This window comes from Bradyrhizobium sp. AUGA SZCCT0158, assembly GCF_018130065.1.
Taxonomy (GTDB): Bacteria; Pseudomonadota; Alphaproteobacteria; order Rhizobiales; family Xanthobacteraceae; genus Bradyrhizobium.
This window is the reverse complement of sequence record NZ_JAFCME010000001.1, coordinates 431,694-451,527: the sequence shown is the minus strand read 5'-3', so window position 1 is coordinate 451,527 and position 19,834 is coordinate 431,694. Positions and strand designations below refer to the sequence as shown.

General features: G+C 62.3%; 17 protein-coding genes. 6 read left to right on the top strand and 11 right to left on the bottom strand.

The annotated features are described in order from the left end of the window. Complete coding sequence (locus JQ574_RS01955; RefSeq protein WP_212205558.1) at positions 1-609, top strand: TetR/AcrR family transcriptional regulator; 609 nt, start codon at positions 1-3, stop codon at positions 607-609. A 109-nt stretch (positions 610-718) separates the two neighbouring features. Here the strand turns inward: JQ574_RS01955 and JQ574_RS01950 are convergent, their stop codons facing one another. The 11 genes from JQ574_RS01950 to JQ574_RS01900 all read right to left on the bottom strand — a co-directional run bounded on the left by JQ574_RS01950 (position 719) and on the right by JQ574_RS01900 (position 13,291). After that, positions 719-1,783, bottom strand: a complete 1,065-nt coding sequence (locus JQ574_RS01950) for a ketopantoate reductase family protein (RefSeq protein ID WP_212205560.1) — start codon at positions 1,781-1,783, stop codon at positions 719-721. Between the two features lie 207 nt (positions 1,784-1,990). Beyond that, positions 1,991-3,010, bottom strand: coding sequence for a 2-dehydropantoate 2-reductase (locus tag JQ574_RS01945; RefSeq protein WP_212205562.1), 1,020 nt, complete (start codon positions 3,008-3,010; stop codon positions 1,991-1,993). A gap of 105 nt (positions 3,011-3,115) precedes the next feature. Next, positions 3,116-3,544, bottom strand: a complete 429-nt coding sequence (locus JQ574_RS01940) for a CBS domain-containing protein (protein ID WP_212205564.1) — start codon at positions 3,542-3,544, stop codon at positions 3,116-3,118. Between the two features lie 271 nt (positions 3,545-3,815). Continuing rightward, positions 3,816-5,108, bottom strand: coding sequence for an oxalate/formate MFS antiporter (oxlT, locus tag JQ574_RS01935; protein ID WP_212205566.1), 1,293 nt, complete (start codon positions 5,106-5,108; stop codon positions 3,816-3,818). Positions 5,109-5,350: 242 nt separating this feature from the next. After that, positions 5,351-6,853 (bottom strand): tripartite tricarboxylate transporter permease, encoded by a 1,503-nt coding sequence (locus JQ574_RS01930; protein ID WP_212002217.1) that lies wholly within the window; start codon positions 6,851-6,853, stop codon positions 5,351-5,353. Between the two features lie 117 nt (positions 6,854-6,970). Next, a complete protein-coding gene (locus JQ574_RS01925; RefSeq protein ID WP_212205568.1) occupies positions 6,971-7,465 on the bottom strand; it encodes a tripartite tricarboxylate transporter TctB family protein in 495 nt (164 codons plus the stop codon). Between the two features lie 89 nt (positions 7,466-7,554). Continuing rightward, positions 7,555-8,559, bottom strand: a complete 1,005-nt coding sequence (locus JQ574_RS01920; protein ID WP_212205570.1) for a tripartite tricarboxylate transporter substrate binding protein — start codon at positions 8,557-8,559, stop codon at positions 7,555-7,557. 541 nt (positions 8,560-9,100) lie between these two features. Beyond that, positions 9,101-9,238, bottom strand: coding sequence for a hypothetical protein (locus tag JQ574_RS01915; protein WP_212205572.1), 138 nt, complete (start codon positions 9,236-9,238; stop codon positions 9,101-9,103). A gap of 206 nt (positions 9,239-9,444) precedes the next feature. Next, on the bottom strand, positions 9,445-10,722 hold the full coding sequence (gene frc, locus JQ574_RS01910) for a formyl-CoA transferase (RefSeq protein WP_212205580.1): 1,278 nt from the start codon (positions 10,720-10,722) through the stop codon (positions 9,445-9,447). Between the two features lie 60 nt (positions 10,723-10,782). Then, on the bottom strand, positions 10,783-12,516 hold the full coding sequence (gene oxc, locus JQ574_RS01905) for an oxalyl-CoA decarboxylase (protein ID WP_212205590.1): 1,734 nt from the start codon (positions 12,514-12,516) through the stop codon (positions 10,783-10,785). Positions 12,517-12,595: 79 nt separating this feature from the next. Then, complete coding sequence (locus tag JQ574_RS01900) at positions 12,596-13,291, bottom strand: GntR family transcriptional regulator (protein WP_212205936.1); 696 nt, start codon at positions 13,289-13,291, stop codon at positions 12,596-12,598. Positions 13,292-13,505: 214 nt separating this feature from the next. On the opposite strand from JQ574_RS01900, the gene JQ574_RS01895 reads away from it, so the two are divergent. The 5 genes from JQ574_RS01895 to JQ574_RS01875 all read left to right on the top strand — a co-directional run bounded on the left by JQ574_RS01895 (position 13,506) and on the right by JQ574_RS01875 (position 19,754). Beyond that, the gene (locus tag JQ574_RS01895; RefSeq protein WP_212205592.1) at positions 13,506-15,635 is read left to right on the top strand and encodes an acetate--CoA ligase family protein; all 2,130 of its coding nucleotides are present in this window, start codon (positions 13,506-13,508) and stop codon (positions 15,633-15,635) included. Positions 15,636-15,755: 120 nt separating this feature from the next. Further along, the gene (locus JQ574_RS01890; RefSeq protein ID WP_212205594.1) at positions 15,756-16,604 is read left to right on the top strand and encodes an IclR family transcriptional regulator; all 849 of its coding nucleotides are present in this window, start codon (positions 15,756-15,758) and stop codon (positions 16,602-16,604) included. A gap of 194 nt (positions 16,605-16,798) precedes the next feature. Next, complete coding sequence (locus JQ574_RS01885) at positions 16,799-17,767, top strand: tripartite tricarboxylate transporter substrate binding protein (protein ID WP_212205596.1); 969 nt, start codon at positions 16,799-16,801, stop codon at positions 17,765-17,767. Beyond that, a complete protein-coding gene (locus JQ574_RS01880) occupies positions 17,764-18,255 on the top strand; it encodes a tripartite tricarboxylate transporter TctB family protein (RefSeq protein ID WP_212205598.1) in 492 nt (163 codons plus the stop codon). The genes JQ574_RS01885 and JQ574_RS01880 overlap by 4 nt, the downstream gene beginning before the upstream one ends. Then, a complete protein-coding gene (locus tag JQ574_RS01875; RefSeq protein WP_212035298.1) occupies positions 18,255-19,754 on the top strand; it encodes a tripartite tricarboxylate transporter permease in 1,500 nt (499 codons plus the stop codon). The genes JQ574_RS01880 and JQ574_RS01875 overlap by 1 nt, the downstream gene beginning before the upstream one ends. Positions 19,755-19,834: the final 80 nt, after the last annotated feature.

Below are 19,834 nucleotides of genomic sequence, written 5' to 3'. Positions count from 1 at the left end.
ATGGCCGATCGTGGCCGGCCTCGGGGTTTTGATCGCCAGAAAGCGCTGGCGCGCGCGATGGAAGTGTTTTGGGCGCGAGGCTACGAAGGGAGTTCGATCTCCGATCTGACCGGCGCGATGGGCATTGCGTCACCCAGCCTCTATGCGGCGTTCGGCTCCAAGGAAGCGCTCTTCCAGGAAGCGGTGACACACTACAAGGCCACCGAGGGTCCGGAAATCCTCGCAGCGATGGACGCCGCCCCCGTAATCCGGGATGCGGTGGAGGCCTATCTCACCACCAGTGCCACGACCTTCACCCGGCGCGGGAAACCGCGCGGATGCATGGTCGTGCTGTCGGGCCTCACGCCGGCTGCGGCCAATGAAGGGCTCTGTGAGGGGCTGCGCAACGACCGCGCCGCCAACATCGATGATCTGGAATCCCGTTTGAAGCTGGCCGTATCGGCGGGGCAACTGCCGGCCGAGATGGACACCCGCGCAGTGGCGACTTTCTACGTGACGGTGCAGCAAGGCATGGCTATTCAAGCCCGGGACGGCGCGACCCGCGCAACGCTCATGCGGATCGCCCACGACGCCATGAAGGCATGGCCGGCGCTGATCGGTGTCGCCTAAGCCGACCGAGCGAAGTCGCTTCTTGAATCACAAGGGCGACCCCGACATGATGGCGCTTGCCGCACCGATAGGAAACAACGGCGCTATTCTCGAACCGTGATGGCGCCGATCAGGCCGAGCCGGATCCGCTCCCTACGATCTTCTCGCTCAGCTTCTGATCGACCACCTGCACCGTGTTGTCGATCTCGGCGTTGGGCGCGCCGAGCTGATGCGAAATCAGCTTCACCAGCAAGTCGACCCGCTCGATGAACGGCGCGCCAGCGGCGACCGCGCGGGCCGCCGATGACGGCTTGAGCAGGCTTTCCGCCGCCTTGGCATATTTCTCGAACGGCACCTGATCGATCGGGTCGGCGCCGAGACGCCGCGCGATGCCGTCGACATGGTCATAGATCGATCGCGACAGTTTCAGATCACCATGCACCGCGTCGCGGATCGACTGCGGCTCGTTCGGCGTGATGCAGCGGTAATTGCCGGTCAGCAGCATCGACCATTTGGCCAGCGGCACGAACAGCGAGTCGAACACCTTGAGCTTGACCGGAACGTCCTGGCCATCCAGTTTCACCGCATCGATGTCGGCTTCCAGTTCGCGCAGCAGCTGATTGTGTTTCTCGTCTTCGAATGCCGCTGCCTTGAAGTTTGTCGGCAGGCCGACATGAAGAATGTTCGCCGCCTCGTCCGGCGGGCGGAAGGCCTGCGGGTCGGGCGAGCAGAGCGACACCAGTCCCGGCTTGAAGCGCTCCCAGACCAGCGCGTTGGTGTAGGCCTCTTCGAGGTCCATGTCCGCCAGTGCGGGGATCCGCTTGAGATAGGGCAGCGGCGGCATGTTCATGATCGACAGACAAGGCAGCTTCGCCTCGGCGATCTTGATCATCAGAACCCGGATGGTGTGGTTGGTGTATTGCGGCTCCTGCATCGCAAGGCCAACCAGGTCGTAACGGGTCAGGTCGACTTCGCCAGGCGTGACTGCGTCCAGCTTGCCCGGCAGGTCGCGCGAAAAGATCACCCGGTGCGCCTTCTCGTCACGCAGCTTGATGCGAACTTCAGTGCCCTCGCGATTGATGAGTTCGGCCGTCTTCTTCCGGCAAACCAGGGTCACGTTGTGACCGGCCATCAATAGCTTTGTTCCCAGCAACGAGCCGTAGGAAGCTCCAAGGATCAGAATGTTGCGCGCCATACTCTCTCTCTTCCACCGGTTATGCTGGGTTTTGCTTTGATGTTTCGTCCCACGCCTGGCCTCAAGAATTTCCGTCGCGCCTGGCGGCGGGGAAACGCAGGAGGCCTTAAACCTTCAAGCCTTGGGGCAGCTCCTTCGGGCGAGGAGCGGCCGTGCTTATCGCAAGTCCATCGGCATTACAATCACACAGCAGCTTCACCCGTTTCGTCATGCGAAGGCCGGAGCATTGGTTTCGGCCGGGCGGACATTGCCGTCATAGAGCCCCGCGATATTGGCGCGCTGGCCGACCAGCGCCAGCACCGCGTCGAGCGCCGGCGTCGGGATCCTGGTCAGCCGTCCCATTTCCTGCACCACCGTGACCAGCGGATCGATCTCCATCGGGCGGCCGCGTTCGAGATCCTGCAGCATCGAGGTCTTGTGCGCGCCGACCTTGCGGGCGCCTTCGATGCGGCGTTCGACGTCGACGCGGAAATTGACGCCGAAACTTTCCGCAATGGTCTGTGCCTCGATCATGATCGCCTTCGACAGCGCGCGTGTCGCCGGATCGGAGCAGATCACGTCGAGCGTGGCGTGGGTGAGGGCGCTGATCGGGTTGAGGCAGACATTGCCCCACAGCTTGAGCCAGATCTCGTCGCGGATCCGATCCAGCACCGGCGCCTGCATCCCGGCCTTGACGAACGCGTCGGAAAGCCGCTGCACGTCGGAGGTCGCCTCGCCGGAGGGCTCGCCGAGCGGGAAGCGGTCGCCATAGACGTGGCGGATCACGCCGGGCGCCTCGATCTCGGTCGCGGGGTAGACGATGCAGCCGATCGCGCGCTGCGGCGTCAGCTCGCGCCACTGCCGGCCGCCGGGATCGATGCTCTCCAGCGTCGAACCCTCATGGACGCCGCCATGCTTGTGGAAATACCAGTAGGGAATGCCGTTGACCGCGGTGACGACGCGCGTATGCGGTCCGAGCAGCGGCTGCATCGCTTGCAGCACGCCGGTGATCGAATGCGCTTTCAGGCAGATGATGACGTAATCCTGCGGCCCGAGATCGGCGGGATTGTCGGTGCAGCGCGGATGCACCACGCGCTCCTCGTCGCCGATCAGAAGCTTGAGCCCATTGGCGCGCATCGCGGCAAGGTGGGCGCCGCGCGCCACCAGGCTGACATCGACGCCGGCGCGCGCAAGCTGCACACCGAGATAGCCGCCGATCGCACCGGCGCCGTAGATACAGATTTTCATGGGGTCTTTCGCAAAAGCCAAATGGTTGACAATTCCGGCGTCAAGCGGGCGCCGGTGCAAAGTCGTCTCGGACCGGCGCGTTGCCGCGAAGGCCCAGGACGAATGTCAGGCCGAAATGGCCAGCTGAGCGTTGGCTTCCTCGTCAAACGCGGTCGAGATGTCACGGATGCTGACGACGCCGATCAGGCTGTAATTCTCGAGCACCGGCACATGGCGGATGTGGTGCTTGTTCATGAGATGGCGAACGTGCTCGAGCGAATCCTGCGAACTGCACGACACCAGCTGCTGCACCGAGATGAATTGCGAAACCTTGAGATTGGCTCCGGCGGCACCGTACTCGGCGATCGCGCGAACCACGTCGCGTTCGGTGAACATGCCGACCGCCGTATTGCCCTCGGTGCGAACGACATCCTTGACCACCAGCGCGCTGATATTGCTGGAGCGCATCAGTTGCGCGGCGATGGCAACCGTCTCGTTCATGCGAACCGTCGCGACACGGGCGGTTTTCTTGCGCAGGATATCTCCGACTTGCATGGCAACCTCCTTGGGGTGGATTATGCGCAATTCTGGTATACATAATACCATAAGTCAACACGGAAAAGGGCAGGTCGCTGGTAAGACATGTCAATAGAAATAGGCAGTATTGTTGACGTTTTAGAGCGCAGGGTGCGGCGCCGGACAGCCGGCACGGGTTGGCTCGGTGGACTGAAATAGTCTCAGGTATACCAGACCGGATGTCCTCAATAACAAAAGCGCGCCCATCCCGGGGGATGAGCGCGCTTGTCGTCGGGTCGGGTAGGGCAGGTTAGGTGGACGCCTTTGCGTTCGCGACCACCATCTTGCGCCACGGCTTGAGCACGAAGATCGCCAGCAGCGAGGCGAGGATGTTGGCGCCCGCCGCGATGATGAACACGCTGTCCCAGGTGCCGGAAGACTGCTGCATGTAGTTTGCGATCGGCACCAGCAGGGCTGCCGTGCCCTTCGCCGTATAGAGCAGGCCGGCATTGGTGGTCGCGAACTTCGCACCGAACGTGTCCGTGCAGGTCGAGGGGAACAGCGAGTAGATCTCGCCCCAGGCAAAGAACACGAAGCCCGACAGCAGCACGAACCAGATCGGATCGTGGCCCCACATGTACAGCGCCCAGATGCCGACGCCTTCCATGCCGAAGGCGATGAACATGGTGTTCTCGCGGCCGATCATGTCGGAGATCCAGCCGAAGAACGGCCGGGTCAGACCGTTGAGGACACGGTCGATGGTCGCGGCGAACGTCACCGCGGTCATCGTTACCGCCATCAGCGTCACCGGTACGCTGTCGACCTTCCAGTCGACGGCGATCGGCTTGAGGTTGGCGGTGACCATCAATCCGCCGGCGCCCACGATCACGAACATGAAATACATCAGCCAGAAGATCGGCTGGCGGATCACCTCGGTCGGCGCATAGTTGCGGCGGCTCTGGATCACGTTGGCGTTCTGGATCACGGCCGGGACTTGCCCTGCTTTCGGCGCGAACATCAGGAAGGCGAGCAGCACGATGATGATGCCTTGTCCGAGACCGAAATAGAGGAAGGTGGTCTGGAAGCCGGAATCCTTGATCATCGCCTGGATCGGGGCGACCGTCAGCGCGGAGCCGGCGCCGAAGCCGGCCGCGGTGATGCCGGCGGCGAGGCCGCGCTTGTCGGGAAACCATTTCAGCGCGTTGCCGACGCAGGTGCCGTAGACGCCACCGGCGCCGATGCCCGCGATGATCATGCCGAGATAGAAGCCGTTGAGTGTTTCTGCCTGCGCGTTGATCGCCCAGCCGACGGCGCAGAGGACGCCGCCGACGAGAACCACGATGCGCGGGCCGTATTTATCGACGAACCAGCCTTCGACCGGCACCAGCCAGGTTTCGAACAAAACAAAGAGGGTGAACGCCCATTGGATCGACGCGCGATCCCAACCGAATTTTTGCTGGATGTCGGGGACGAAGAACGTCCAGCCGTATTGGTAGTTCGCGATCATCACCATGGCGGCGACGCCGATCGCCAATTGCGACCAGCGGTACGCATCGCTGACGCGGGTTACCCCGGGGGCCGCTTCGTGAACCGTGTCCGTCATCATTCCTCCTATGTGCGCTGTTCTATCGCCCGACAGCTCTGAGGAGGAGATTGGTATACGATATGCCAGTAGGCAAGAGAAATGTTGACGAGATGTCGCAGGCTAGTCGATTTTTTCGTGGATGTTTCTTTCCTCACTCCTTTTAGAAAATGCTGCATATAAAAAGACTTAACCGCCGGATCGCGTGGCGATCCGGCGGCTTTGAAGGGTCAGAAAATTTTTGTGTCTGGTATTTTTAGCCTTCAGGCGACCGAATGGGGACGCAAGCGGCTATAGCCTTCCTGGATCGCGGACCAGAACAGCGCGATCAGTCCAAGCACCATGATCGTGCCGACCAGCGAGTTCGAGAAGAACACGCCGAGCGAACCTTGCGAGCCCAGCAGCGATTGCCGGAAGGCTTCCTCCGCCTTGTCGCCGAGCACGATGGCAAGCACGAGCGGGGCGAGGGGATAGTTGCACTTCTTCAGGAGATAGCCGACCACGCCGAACACCAGCATCAGCACGACGTCGAAGGTCGAGCTGTGGACCGAATAGGCGCCGATCGCGCACAGCACCAGAATGAGCGGCGCAATGATGCTGAATGGCACGCGCAGGATGGCGGCGAAGATCGGCACGCAGGTCAGCACGACGATCAGGCCGACGAGATTGCCGAGATACATCGAGGCGATCAGACCCCAGACGAACTCCTTCTGCTCGACGAACAGCATCGGGCCGGGCTGCAGGCCCCAGATCAGGAGGCCGCCGAGCAGCACGGCCGCGGTCGGCGATCCCGGCACGCCGAGCGAAAGCATCGGCAGCAATGCCGCGGTACCGGCCGCATGCGCCGCGGTCTCCGGCGCGACCACGCCCTCGATCTCGCCCTTGCCGAAATTCTTGCCGTTCTTGGAGACCCGCTTGGCGATGCCGTAACTCATGAACGACGCCGGCGTGGCACCTGCGGGCGTCACGCCCATCCAGCAGCCGATCAGGCAGGATCGCAGCGACGTCACCCAGTACTTCGGCATTTCCTTCCAGGTCTGCAGGACGACGCGCAGGTCGATCTTCGCCTTGCCGCCGCGGAAGGCCAAACCCTCTTCCATGGTCAGCAGGATCTCGCCGATGCCGAACAGGCCGATGACGGCGATCAGGAAGTCGAAGCCGTTGAGCAACTCGGTTGAACCAAATGTCAGCCGCAATTGTCCGGTGATGGAATCGAGGCCGACGGCCGCCAGCGCAAAGCCGATCATCATCGCGGCGATGGTCTTGAATGGCGGCTCTTTACTCAAGCCGACGAAACTGCAGAACGCCAGGAAGTAGACCGCGAATTTTTCCGCTGGACCGAAGCGTAACGCAAAACTTGCGACCAGCGGCGCGACCAGCGTGATCATGACGACGGCGAACAGCGCGCCGACGAACGAGGAGGTGAAGGCGGCGGTCAGCGCTTCGCCGGCCTTGCCCTTCTGCGCCATCGGATAGCCGTCGAACGTGGTCGCCACCGACCAGGGTTCACCGGGTATGTTGAACAGGATGGATGTGATGGCGCCGCCGAACAACGCGCCCCAGTAGATGCAGGACAGCATGATGATCGCCGATGTCGGCGGCATGCTGAAGGTCAGCGGCAGCAGGATCGCGACGCCGTTGGCGCCGCCCAATCCCGGCAGCACGCCGATGATGACGCCGAGCACGATGCCCAGGATCATCACCATGATGTTGAATGGCTGCAGGGCGACCGCAAAGCCGTGAAAAAGATTGACGAGTTCTTCCATGCTTCAAGTCCTGCTAGCGTGAGCTAATGAAATGACAATTCCAACGACACGGGATTTCTGCTTTTATTTGAGCATGATCTTTTCGGAAAACCGGTATCCACTTTTCCGGATCATGCTCTAGAGACCAAGCCATTCCTCGATCGGTCCCTTGGGCAGCGGAACCAGAAACCAGCGTTCGAAAATCAGGTAGGTAGCGATCGGCATGCCGAGCGCCACGGCAGCGACAATGGGCCAGCTGTACTTGCCGAGCCATCGCATGAACCAGCCGATGAAGATGATGGAAGCGAGATAGAGGCCGCTGAACGGCATCACGCCGACATAGATCGCGGTCGGTATGACGACGCTCAGGACCTGGCGCAGCTGTCCCCATTCCGCAAACAGCGCGTCGTCTCCGTCACGCAGCCCGTTCCAGAGATTGATCGCACTGGAGGCGATAATGAAGATCCCGATGTAGAACGGGAAGAAACCGGCGCGCGGTCCCTCCGCGCCCCAATTGATTCCGGCCTTCAGGCTGCCGTAGACGACGATCGCGCCGAACAACGCGATCAGCAGCGTAACGCCGGCTTCCACGGCCTTGTGGGTCGGGCCGGCGTGCGGGCTATTCGTGGTCATTCAAACTCCATCCGGAATCACGGTTCTGGGTTCGCAGCGCTTTATGCGCTGCGCATTGGCCGGCGTACGCGACGTGACTAAGCTCGGTTTCAGGGAGCAGCGAGGAAACCGGCCTCTTTCATCAAGGCTTCGTGGCGCTTCTCTTCCGTCTCGACCCATTTGGCGTATTCAGCCCCGGTCAGGAAGGTGGTGTTGAAGGCACCGCTCTTCATGAAGTCCTGCCACTCCGGCGTAGCCCGCACCTTCTTGAACAGCTCGACGTAATATTCGACCTGGTCCTTGGTGGCTTTGGGCGACATGAAGATGCCGCGCAGCATCAGGTATTCGATGTCGAGGCCCTGCGACTTGCAGGTCGGAATATCCTTCCAGCCTTTGCCGTCCGCGACGACTTCGTCATAGGTCATCTGCTTGCCGTCGAACACGCAGAGCGGACGAAGTTTGCCGCCGCGCCATTGCGCCACTGCCTCGATCGGATTGTTGACCGTTGAATCGACGTGGTTGCCGACCAGTTGGACCGCGACCTCTCCGCCGCCCTTGTAGGGAATGTAGGTGAATTTGGTGCCGATAGCCTTCTCGAGCGCGACCGTGATGATCTGGTCTTCCTGCTTCGATCCGGTGCCGCCCATCTTCATGCCGCCGGCAGGCGCCTGCTTCACGGCAGCGACGTAGTCCTTGACGGTGGTATAGGGCTTCTCGGCGTTGACCCACAGCACGAACTCGTCGAGCGCCAGCATCGCGACCGGCGTCATGTCCTTCCAGTTGAAGGGGATGCCTGTCGCAAGCGGTGTCGTGAACAGGTTGGACAGGGTGATGATGATCTTGTGGGGATTGTTTCCCGAACCCTTGACGTCGAGAAAGCCTTCGCCGCCGGCGCCACCTGACTTGTTGATGACGACCATCGGCTGCTTCATCAGGCTGTGTTTTGTCACGATGCCCTGGATGGTGCGGGCCATCTGGTCGGCGCCGCCGCCGGTGCCGGCGGGTACGATGAACTCGACCGGGCGAACCGGCTCCCATGCGGCGGAGGCGGACATATTGCCCGCGCCGAAGATGGCAATCGCGGCTAACGCGGTATGCAAGACAGAATGCTTCATTTGGCGTACTCCCCGTAAAATTTAAAAGCGCCGTTCTTTGCCGGCTTTGTCTTTAACTCAACTCTTAACTCAACACTTCTGATCCAGCCCGGATTTCCCCACTTGTTCGGTTATCTCACGAGGTTTGGTCAGATGGCATTGCAGGTCAGGGTTGCAGGCGAAACTGAATTGTAGGCCTGACCTCTCGGCGCAGCATCCGCGTCTTTCGGATAAGTGTGAACTGCGAACCGCGGCACCGCCTGCGTATGTCGCTGCCTTGGCGCCGTAGCGCCTGCCGCCATCCTCCTGTCGCCTCCGTTCGTTGTTGGGCCGGAACGCTTGGGAGACATATTGGTATGCGATATGCCAATACTGCAAACGAATAGTGACGCCAAAGCATAGCTCGGGCGATTTGTCGCAGTTGGAGCCTTGACCCGGAATGCTTACGGGGGCGCCAGATAAGGCGTCAAAAAAGAGGCCCCGGAAAACCGGGGCCTTTAGTCTGGGAGGAAACTTGAAGTGGTCGAACCTGAAAATGCAGTCAATACTGCGCCTTAGCGGCTCAGAGACCGAAACGGGGGAGGTCGCCGTTGCGAATGGCGATGCCGGAGCTCGCGGTCAGCAGGCGGTCGATGGAGGCCATTAGGCGGCCGAAGAATGTGTTGGAGGGCATGAGGCCGATGGAGGCGGTCTTGGACATTTGGTCCCCTTTTCTCTTTCGCGGAGCGGCTCCGCTTCGTCATCTCCACCGCATTTATGTATACCAGATGCCAGAAACAACGCATTTATTTGCATAGCAGCAATCAGGCTTCTGCATCGCAACATGAATGACGTATCGAGGTTCCGAATAACGAAAAGGCCGCCGGAAACCGGCGGCCTTGGTTTTTTTCGGAAGGAAAGGGCGGCTTATTCGGCCGCCTGCTTGCGCGGCGGATCGAGCGCGCCGGAGTCGTGGATCTCGGCCACCTGGTGATCGCTGAAGCCGAGCACCTGGCGCAGGATCTCGTCGGTGTGCTCGCCGAGCAGCGGCGAGCGCGTCACCTCGCTCGGGCTGTCCGACATCTTGATCGGATTGCCGACCGAAAAATACTTGCCGCGGGTCGGGTGATCGACCTCGACCACGGTGCCGGTCGCGCGCAGCGACTGGTCCTCGATGATCTCCTTCATCGACAGGATCGGGCCGCAGGGGATGTCGTCCTTGTTGAGGATTTCCATCGCCTCGAATTTTGTCTTCGTCATCGTCCACTGCTCGATGCGGGCGAAGATCTCATTCAACCGCGACAGCCGGGCAGGCGGCTTGGCGTAATCGGCGTGGGTCTTCCAGCTCGGCTCGCCGATCACGTCGCAAATCTTCTCCCACACCGGCGCCTGGGTGATGAAATAGATGTAGGCGTTGGGATCGGTCTCCCAGCCCTTGCACTTGAGGATACGGCCGGGCTGGCCGCCGCCGGAGTCGTTGCCGGCGCGCGGCACCGCGTCGCCGAACGGAATGCCTTCGCCGAACTGGCTGTATTCCTTCAGCGGGCCATGGGCGAGGCGCTGCTGGTCGCGCAGTTTTACGCGCGCGAGGTTGAGCACGCCGTCCTGCATCGCGGCGGTGACCTTCTGGCCCTGGCCGGTGACGGTGCGCTGATAGAGCGCGGTGACGATGCCGAGTGCCAGATGCAGGCCGGTACCGCTGTCGCCGATCTGCGCGCCGGTGACCAGCGGCAAGCCGTCGCGGAAGCCGGTGGTCGACGCCGCACCGCCGGTGCACTGCGCGACGTTCTCATACACCTTGCAGTCTTCGTAAGGTCCGGGGCCAAAGCCCTTGATCGAGGCCACGATCATCTTCGGGTTGATGGCGTGGATCTTCTCCCAGGGGAAACCCATGCGATCGAGCACGCCGGGGCCGAAATTCTCCACCAGCACGTCGCAGCTCTTGATCAGCGCGGTCAGGACTTCCTTGCCCTTCGGGTTCTTGGTGTCGAGCGTGATCGAGCGCTTGTTGTGGTTCAGCATGGTGAAATACAGGCTGTCCACATTGGGAATGTCCTGCAGCTGGCCGCGCGTGATGTCGCCGACGCCGGGACGCTCGACCTTGATCACGTCGGCGCCGAACCAGGCCAGCAACTGCGTGCAGGTCGGACCCGACTGAACGTGGGTGAAATCGAGAATGCGAACGCCCTCGAGCGCCTTTGTCATATTGCTTGCTCCGTACTCTGTATGCCCTGCAACGCGCAGGATGGATTGGTGGAAATCGGATTATTTCTTCTTCAGCACGCTTTGCGGATTGAGGTTGCCGATGCGGCCGCTCTCGGAGCCGGCCGCGGGATCGATCACCGCGTTGATCAGCGTCGGCTTGCCGGAATCCATCGCGGCGTTGACCGCGCGCTTCAGTTCATCCGGCGAGGTGGCGTGGACGCCGACACCGCCGAACGCTTCCATCATCTTGTCGTAGCGCGAGCCCTTGACGAACACCGTGGGCGCCGGATCGGAGCCGACCGAGTTCACATCGGTGCCGCGATAGATGCCGTCATTGTTGAAGATCACGATGCAGACCGGCAGGTTGTAGCGACAGATGGTCTCGACCTCCATGCCGGAGAAACCGAACGCCGAGTCGCCCTCGACCGCGAGCACCGGCTTGCCGGTTTCGATCGCGGCGGCGATGCAATAGCCCATGCCGATGCCCATCACCCCCCAGGTGCCGACGTCGATGCGCTTGCGCGGCTGGTACATGTCGATGACGCCGCGGGCGAGATCGAGCGTGTTGGCGCCTTCATTGACGAGGATGGCGTCGGGCCGTTCCTTGATGATGGTTCGGAGCACGCCGAGCGCGCCGTGATAATCCATCGGCGAGTTGTTGTTCATCAGCCGCGGCGCCATCTTGGCGACGTTCTCTTCGCGCTTCTTGGTCACCGCGCCGGTCCAGTCGGAAGGCGCCGCCGCCCAGTTCGCGCCCATGCCTTCGAGCAGCGCAGAGACGCAGGAGCCGATGTCGCCGACTACGGGGGCGACGATCTCGACGTTGGAGTCCATTTCCTTCGGCTCGATGTCGATCTGGATGAACTTCTTCGGCGCTTCGCCCCAGGACTTGCCCTTGCCGTGCGACAACAGCCAGTTGAGACGCGCACCGATCAGCATCACGACGTCGGCGTCTTTCAGAACGGTCGAGCGCGCCGCACCCGCGCACTGCGGATGGGTGTCGGGCAACAGTCCCTTGGCCATACTCATGGGCAGGAACGGAATGCCGCTCTTCTCGACGAAGCTCTTGATCTCATCATCGGCTTGCGCGTAGGCCGCACCCTTGCCGAGGATGATCAGCGGACGCTTTGCGCCCTTGAGAACGTCGAGCGCGCGTTTCACCGCTGACGGGGCGGGGATCTGCGCCGGAGCGGCGTCGATCACCTTCACCAGCGACTTCTGTCCGGCCTCGGCATCCATCACCTGACCGAACAATTTCGCGGGCAGATCGAGATAGACACCGCCCGGACGGCCCGAGACCGCGGCGCGGATCGCGCGTGCCAGGCCAATGCCGATGTCCTGGGCATGCAACACGCGGAACGCCGCCTTGCACAGCGGCTTTGCGATCGCGAGCTGATCCATCTCTTCATAGTCGCCCTGCTGCAGGTCGACGATCTCGCGCTCGGACGAACCGGAGATCAGGATCATCGGGAAGCAGTTGGTGGTGGCGTGGGCGAGGGCGGTGAGGCCGTTGAGGAAGCCGGGCGCCGAAACCGTGAGGCAGACGCCGGGCTTCTTGGTCAGGTAGCCGGCGATAGAGGCGGCATTGCCGGCATTCTGTTCGTGGCGGAACGAGATCACGCGAATGCCCGCGGCCTGCGCCATGCGGCCGAAATCCGTGATCGGAATGCCGGGCACGCCGTAGATCGTGGTAAGGCCGTTGAGCTTCAGCGCATCGATCATGAGATTAAAGCCGTCGGTAAGCTCACGCTCGGCTTGATTGGTATCGATGCTCTTGGCTGCGGTTACGGACATTCCACTTTCTCCCTGATCGTGTGTGGTTCGGACGAGTTGATCGTCTTCTGCTGTGAAGTTGGTCTAACTGGACAATTCTCTAACTAAACAGTTCCTGACCGTGCGCTTCGACATAGGCGGCGAGGCCCAGCGTGTGATCGCGTGCGCGCTTTTCGGCAAGTTCAGTGTCGCGCGCTTCCAGCGCTTCGATGATGGCCAGATGCTCGGGCAGCGAGGTCGCGGTTCGATCGGTGCGGCCGATCGTCAATTGCCGGTAGCCGCGCACATGCAGCAGGATGTCGTTGGTCATATCGACCAGCACCGGCGATTCCGACAGCGAGATCAGCGCCTGGTGGAAGGCGATATTGGCCTTGGAATATTCCTCGACATGGTCCTGCGGCAGGCGGTCCTTGCCGAAGTCCTTGAAGAAATCGCGCAGCGCCGTGATGTCTTTCTTGCGCGCGGTGGTGGTGATCAAGCGCGCGGCCATGCTCTCGAGCGCCGCCCAGGCGCGGATCATGTCGACGATCTCGGTCTTGGTGCGGCGGACCACGACGATGCCGCGGCGTGGCACGGTTTTGACGAAACCGTCCTGTTCCAGCATCGCGATGGCTTCGCGAATTGGGGTGCGGCTGACGCCGAGGCGTTCGGACAACGCGCGTTCATCGAGCATCACCTGCTCGGGCGTCGCATAGATATCCATCTTGAGAATAGCTTCCTTCAAGGCCTCATAGGCCTTGTTCTTGAAGCTCGTCTCAGGTGCAATCCGGACGATTGCGATATCTGCTTCAGCCATTGCAGGCGTCGCCTTGGGTTGTTTGCGTGCGGGCACGATTCGTCTCCTCCAGTGGGAGACGTGTTGTAGCAGGGAATTGCCATAATATTTTTGGCATACCAAATACCAGGATGTCAAGTTGCCCGTGTTTTCAGCGTTTCCAGGTCACCGGACCGCTTGACAATCTCGTCGCTGGCATACCAAATGCCATAAAATATGCCCCAGGAGGAAGTCCATGTCGAATCCCAAAGATGCGGTCCGCAAAGTTCTCGATGCGGTGAAGGCCGATAAGCGCACCAGCCTGACGGCCCCGGAGGGCAAACTGGTCTGCGATGCCTACGGAATTCCGGTTCCGAAGGAGGGCGTGGCCAAATCCGCGGCCGAGGCTGCCAAGCTCGCGTCCGACATGGGTTTCCCGGTCGTGATGAAGATCGTCTCGCCGGACATTCTCCACAAGACCGAGGCCGGCGGCGTCATGGTCGGCGTCAAGTCGGCTGCCGACGCGGAAAAGAACTACGAGACCATTCTCGCCAACGCCAAGAAGTACAAGGCGGACGCCAAGATCGAGGGCATCCAGGTTCAGCAGATGCTGGCCGGCGGCACCGAGGTCATCGTCGGCTCCATCACCGATGGATCGTTCGGCAAGCTGGTGGCCTTCGGCCTCGGCGGCGTACTGGTCGAAGTTTTGAAAGACATCACCTTCCGCCTGGCGCCCGCCACCAAGGACGACGCGCTGTCGATGCTCGACGGCATCCAGGCCAATGAGATGCTGAAGGGCGTGCGCGGCGGCGATCCGGTCAACCGCGAGGCGCTGGCCGCAGTCATCGTCAAAGTGTCGCAGCTCGTCAGCGACTTCCCCGAAATCGTCGAACTCGATCTCAACCCGGTATTCGCCACCAAGAACGACGCTATTGCCGCCGACGTGCGTATCGTCGTCGACTTCGACTACAAGCCGCGTCCGGCGCCGCGCCCGACCGAAGAAATCGTCACCGCGATGAACCGCATCATGCAGCCGAAGGCGGTCGCCGTGATCGGCGCTTCCGCCGAGGACGGCAAGATCGGCAACTCGGTGATGAAGAACCTGATCAACGGCGGATATAAAGGCGATATCTATCCGATCCATCCGAAGGCCGCCGAGATCCTGGGTTACAAGGCCTACAAGAGCGTCAAGGACGTTCCCGGCGTGATCGACACCGCGGTGTTCGCGATCCCGGCAAAGTTCGTCGCCGGCGCATTGGTCGAATGCGGCGAGAAGAAAATTCCGGGCGCGGTGCTGATTCCGTCGGGCTTTGCCGAAGCCGGCGCACCCGAGTTGCAGGCTGAAATCGTCGAGGTCGGCAAGAAGTACAACGTCCGCCTGATGGGGCCGAACATCTACGGCTTCTACTATACCTGGTCGAACCTCTGCGCCACGTTCTGCACCGCTTACGACGTCAAGGGCCATGCGGCGCTGTCGTCGCAGTCCGGCGGCATCGGCATGGCGATCATCGGCTTTTCGCGCTCGGCGAAAATGGGCGTCTCGGCGATCGTCGGTCTCGGCAACAAGTCCGACATCGACGAGGATGATCTGCTCGCCTTCTTCGAACAGGACCCCAACACCAATTTGATCGCCCAGCACTGCGAAGACCTGAAGGACGGCCGCGCCTTTGCGGATGCCGCCAAGCGCGTCTCCAAGAAGAAGCCGGTCGTGGTGCTCAAGGCGGGCCGCACCTCGGCCGGCGCCAAGGCCGCGTCGTCGCACACCGGCGCGCTCGCCGGCAACGACAAGATCTATGAGGACGTCTTCAAGCAATCCGGCGTGATCCGCGCGCGCAGTCTGCGCCAACTGCTCGAATTCGCGCGCGGCATGCCTGTCTTGCCGACGCCGAAGGGCGAAAACGTACTCATCATCACCGGCGCCGGCGGCTCCGGCGTGCTGCTGTCGGACTCCTGTGTGGATAATGGTCTGTCGCTGATGGCGATGCCGCCGGATCTCGACGCGGCGTTCCGCAAATTCATCCCGCCGTTCGGCGCGGCAGGAAATCCTGTAGATATCACCGGCGGCGAACCGCCGATCACCTACATCAACACGGTGAAGCTCGGCCTGTCGGATGAGCGCATTCACTCGCTGATCCTCGGCTACTGGCACACCATCGTCACGCCGCCGATGGTGTTCGCCCGCAACATGGTCGAGGTGAAGAAGGAGATGGAGGCCAAGGGCTTTGTGAAGCCGATCGTCGCCTCGCTCGCCGGCGATGTCGAAGTCGAGGAGGCCGCCGAATATCTCTACCAGAACGGCATCCCGGCCTATGCGTACTCGACCGAACTGCCGGTCGAAGTGCTGGGCGCCAAGTATAAGTGGGCGCGCGGCGCGGGCCTGCTCTGAGAGCAACGATCCATGCCGCTTCGGTTCGCCGAAGCGGCATTTCTATTTGACGAACGAAGCCTACGGAACTTGCCGACCGACGCGCTAGCAGTCTGACGTTACGGATGGATGCAGGTCGCGATGAAGCGAAACGTGATCCGGCGCAAACCACTCGAGCCGAAATCAGGCCCGGACAGTGAGGCCGAACAGAGGGACGGCGGCGTGCAGTCCGTCGATCGCGCGCTCTCGATCATCGAAACGCTTGCCGAAGACGACGAGGGCTATCGCCTGAGCGATCTTGCGATCCGCACCGGGCTGTCGACCTCGACCGTGCACCGGCTGCTGTCGACGCTGGAAAGCCGGCGCTTCGTGCAGTTCGACCGCACCGAATCGAAATGGCATGTCGGCGCGCGCGCCTTTACGGTCGGCGCGACCTTTGCCCGGCGCCGCAATTTTTCCGCGCAGGCCGTGCCTTACTTGCGCAGATTGCGCGACCTGACGCGCGAGACCGCCAATCTGGCCGTCGTCGATGACGAGTTCATCGTCGTGCTGACGCGGATGGAAAGCCGCGAGATCATGCGGTCACTCACACAAGTCGGCGGCCGCGTCGCGATGGTAGCGTCCGGCGTCGGCAAGGCCGTGCTCGCGACTTGGTCCGACGAGGACGTCAACGCGATCATCCGCCATCACGGCATGCCGCGCCTGACCGAAAAGTCGATCGTGCGGCCGAGCGATCTGTTCAAGGAGCTCGAAAAAGTCCGCCGCCAGGGTTTTGCCATCGACGACGAGGAAGCCTGCATGGGCCTGCGCTGCATCGCCGCCGCGGTCTACAACGATTGCAGCGAGCCGCTGGCCGCAATCTCGGTGTCCGGCATGACCAGCCGGCTCACCGACGATCGCCTGCCGTCGCTGGGCCAGACCGTGCGCGAGGTGGCGGCCGAACTGACGCTGGCGCTCGGGGGCGTGATGCCGGTGGCGAAACCGGCCTGAGCAGCGGAAGTTTTGGCGAAAACGCCGCCGGATGTCTTGGCCGGTCGCAGACAATACCGCCCCACGTTTTCGCTGCGGAACATCACGACGGCGAACAGTCCGTCTGGACAGCGGCGGCTTTTCCGGCTGATATGCGACGAAATGACACGATGCGGCAAATGCGTAGCCATCCGCATCAGCCTGGAGGAACTCCCATGATCCCGTTTTATACGCGCCTCATCGGCGCGGCGGTCGCGCTGACGCTCGCGGCAGCCAGCCCGGCGCTGTCGCAGCAGCTCGAACTCAAGGTGATGGCGCCCGCAGCGCCCGGCGGCGGGTGGGATCAGACCGCCCGGGCGATGCAGCAGGCGCTTGTCGCGGCCGGTATCGCGCGCAGCGTCCAGGTCACCAATGTTGCCGGTGCGGGCGGCAGCGTCGGCATCGCGCAGTTCGTCAACGGCGCCAAGGGCGACGGTAACCAGATGATGGTGAACGGCTTCGTCATGGTCGGCGCGCTCGCCATGAACAAATCGCCGGTCACGCTCGAGCAGGTGACGCCGATTGCGCGCCTCACCGAGGAGATCCAGGTCATCGTCGTGCCGGCGAGTTCGCCGATCAAGACGGCGCAGGATCTGGCCGCCGCGCTCAAGGCCGATATCGCCAAGGTCACCTTTGCCGGCGGCTCGGCCGGCGGCGTCGACCATGTGATGGCTGCATTGTTCGCGGGCGCCGTCGGCGCCGACGCCAAGAAGGTCAACTACATTCCGTTTTCCGGAGGTGGCGAGTCGCTGGCGGCCATCCTTGGCGGGAAGGTCACCGCGGGCATTTCGGGAATGAGCGAATATGACGGTCAGATCAAGTCCGGCAAACTGCGTGCGATCGGCGTGACCTCGGAAAAGCGTCTTCCCGGAAGCGATATTCCGACCTTCAAGGAGCAGGGCATCGACCTCGTGCTGGCCAACTGGCGCGCGGTGATGGCGCCTCCCGGCATCACGGCGGAACAGAAGAAGACGCTGAGCGATGCGGTGGAGAAGATGGTCAAGTCCGACGCCTGGAAAGAGGTTCTCAAGCAGAAGGGCTGGGATGACGCCTATCTTTCCGGCGACGCGTTCGCGGATTTCCTGAAGAAGGAAACGGTGCGCGTTACCGACGTGCTGAAGTCGGTCGGCCTCGTCAAATCATGACGTCGGATAGCGGGTCGCAGGGTTCGGCGCCGCGGCGCATCGACTCCGCGGGCGTTGTCATTGCGCTCGCGCTCGCGGCGTTGGCCGCGGTGCTGGTGTGGGACGCGAGCCAGCTGCAATCCAACAATCCCTACGGCATGGGGCCTCACGTGATGCCTGTTGTCATCGCCGTGGGGCTCGGCATTCTCGCGATCGGCAATCTGGTCGAGGCGCTGCGCGGCAATCTGCCGGCACGCGAGAGTGCTGATACCAAAGCGGTGTGGCTGATTCTCGGCGGGTTGGCGCTGCTGATCGCCATCATCGGTCTTGGCGGCGGCTTTATCCCGGCGACCACGGCATTGTTCGTCGCCACGGCGACGGCCTTCGGGCGGCGCGCCATTCTCGCCGATCTCGCCATCGGCTTCGTAATGACCACCCTGATCTATGTCGCCTTCAGTCGCCTGCTGACGTTGAGCCTTCCCGCCGGCCCGCTGGAAAGGCTTTTTTGATGGACGCCTTCGTCGCACTCGCTAACGGCATGGCTGTCGCTATCCAGCCCATGAACATGCTCTATGCGTTGATCGGCGTGCTGCTCGGCACCGCGGTTGGCGTGTTGCCCGGCATAGGGCCTGCGCTCACCGTCGCCTTGCTGCTGCCGGTGACCTACAAGCTCGATCCCGGCGGTTCGCTGATCATGTTCGCCGGCATCTATTATGGCGGCATGTATGGCGGATCCACCACCGCCATCCTCATCAACACGCCCGGCGAGAGCGCATCGATGGCGACCGCGCTGGAGGGCAACAAGATGGCCAAGGCCGGCCGCGGCGGGCCTGCACTGGCGACCGCCGCAATCGGCTCGTTTGTCGCCGGCACCATCGCCACCATTGGTCTCGCCTTTCTGGCGCCTTGGCTGGTCGACTTTGCGGTGCACTTCGGGCCGGAAGATTATTTTGCGTTGATGTGCGTGGCTTTCGTCACAGTGTCGGCAACCTTCGGAAGTTCGCCGATCCGCGGACTGACCAGCCTGTTCATCGGGCTGACGCTCGGGCTCGTCGGCATCGACAAGCTCACCGGCCAGCCCCGGCTCGCCTTCGGCATCCCCGAACTGCTCGACGGCGTCGAAGTGACGACTCTGGCGGTTGGCCTGTTCGCGGTGGGGGAGGCGCTCTACGTCGTCTCGCGCCGTCATCACTCCGAAGAAAAGCTCGAGCCGGTGCGCGGCTCGCTATGGATGACCAAAGAGGACTGGCAACGGTCGTGGAAACCGTGGCTGCGCGGCACCATGTTCGGTTTTCCGATCGGCGCGCTGCCCGCCGGCGGCGCGGAGATTCCAACCTTTCTGTCTTATTCAACTGAAAAGAGGCTGTCGAAACACCCCGAGGAATTCGGCAAGGGCGCGATCGAAGGCGTCGCCGGGCCGGAAGCCGCCAACAACGCATCCGCCGCCGGCACCCTCGTGCCGCTCTTGACGCTGGGGCTTCCGACCTCGGCTACCGCCGCGATGATGCTGGCGGGCTTTCAGCAATACGGCCTGAACCCGGGACCGCTGCTGTTCGCGGAGCGGCCCGATCTGGTGTGGGGCCTGATCGCCAGCCTGTTCATCGCCAACGTCATGCTGCTGGTGCTCAACCTGCCGCTGGTCGGCCTGTGGGTGAAACTGCTCGCGATTCCGCAGCCGTGGCTTTACGCCGGCATTCTGGTGTTTGCGACCACCGGCACCATCGCAGCAAAACCGTCGGTGGTCGAACTGTCGATGCTGGCGGGCTTTGGCGTGATGGGCTTCCTGATGCGCCGGTTCGATTTTCCGATCGCGCCTGTCGTGGTCGGTCTCATCTTGGGGCCGATCGCCGAAAGCCAGTTGCGCCGCGCGATGTCGATCAGCCTCGGCGATCCCATGGCGCTGCTGCAAAGCCCGATGTCGGCGACGCTGCTCGGCATCGCGCTGATCGCGCTGGTGGCGCCGTTCGTGATGCAGGGGCTGGGCCGGTTCAAGGCGAACGAGGATTAGGGGCGCGCCTGTCTTGAACGGCCCCGTACCGGCCAATATTATAAGAGCTAGTTGGCAGGCCATCTTTCGGAGCGCGCCGC

Excerpts from the sequence above, each read along its gene's own strand:
- JQ574_RS01955 (WP_212205558.1), top strand. The coding sequence starts at position 1 with ATGGCCGATCGTGGCCGGCCTCGGGGTTTTGATCGCCAGAAAGCGCTG.
- JQ574_RS01950 (WP_212205560.1), bottom strand. The coding sequence starts at position 1,783 with ATGGCGCGCAACATTCTGATCCTTGGAGCTTCCTACGGCTCGTTGCTG.
- JQ574_RS01945 (WP_212205562.1), bottom strand. The coding sequence starts at position 3,010 with ATGAAAATCTGTATCTACGGCGCCGGTGCGATCGGCGGCTATCTCGGT.
- JQ574_RS01940 (WP_212205564.1), bottom strand. The coding sequence starts at position 3,544 with ATGCAAGTCGGAGATATCCTGCGCAAGAAAACCGCCCGTGTCGCGACG.
- oxlT (WP_212205566.1), bottom strand. The coding sequence starts at position 5,108 with ATGACGGACACGGTTCACGAAGCGGCCCCCGGGGTAACCCGCGTCAGC.
- JQ574_RS01930 (WP_212002217.1), bottom strand. The coding sequence starts at position 6,853 with ATGGAAGAACTCGTCAATCTTTTTCACGGCTTTGCGGTCGCCCTGCAG.
- JQ574_RS01925 (WP_212205568.1), bottom strand. The coding sequence starts at position 7,465 with ATGACCACGAATAGCCCGCACGCCGGCCCGACCCACAAGGCCGTGGAA.
- JQ574_RS01920 (WP_212205570.1), bottom strand. The coding sequence starts at position 8,559 with ATGAAGCATTCTGTCTTGCATACCGCGTTAGCCGCGATTGCCATCTTC.
- JQ574_RS01915 (WP_212205572.1), bottom strand. The coding sequence starts at position 9,238 with ATGTCCAAGACCGCCTCCATCGGCCTCATGCCCTCCAACACATTCTTC.
- frc (WP_212205580.1), bottom strand. The coding sequence starts at position 10,722 with ATGACAAAGGCGCTCGAGGGCGTTCGCATTCTCGATTTCACCCACGTT.
- oxc (WP_212205590.1), bottom strand. The coding sequence starts at position 12,516 with ATGTCCGTAACCGCAGCCAAGAGCATCGATACCAATCAAGCCGAGCGT.
- JQ574_RS01900 (WP_212205936.1), bottom strand. The coding sequence starts at position 13,291 with ATGGCTGAAGCAGATATCGCAATCGTCCGGATTGCACCTGAGACGAGC.
- JQ574_RS01895 (WP_212205592.1), top strand. The coding sequence starts at position 13,506 with ATGTCGAATCCCAAAGATGCGGTCCGCAAAGTTCTCGATGCGGTGAAG.
- JQ574_RS01890 (WP_212205594.1), top strand. The coding sequence starts at position 15,756 with ATGAAGCGAAACGTGATCCGGCGCAAACCACTCGAGCCGAAATCAGGC.
- JQ574_RS01885 (WP_212205596.1), top strand. The coding sequence starts at position 16,799 with ATGATCCCGTTTTATACGCGCCTCATCGGCGCGGCGGTCGCGCTGACG.
- JQ574_RS01880 (WP_212205598.1), top strand. The coding sequence starts at position 17,764 with ATGACGTCGGATAGCGGGTCGCAGGGTTCGGCGCCGCGGCGCATCGAC.
- JQ574_RS01875 (WP_212035298.1), top strand. The coding sequence starts at position 18,255 with ATGGACGCCTTCGTCGCACTCGCTAACGGCATGGCTGTCGCTATCCAG.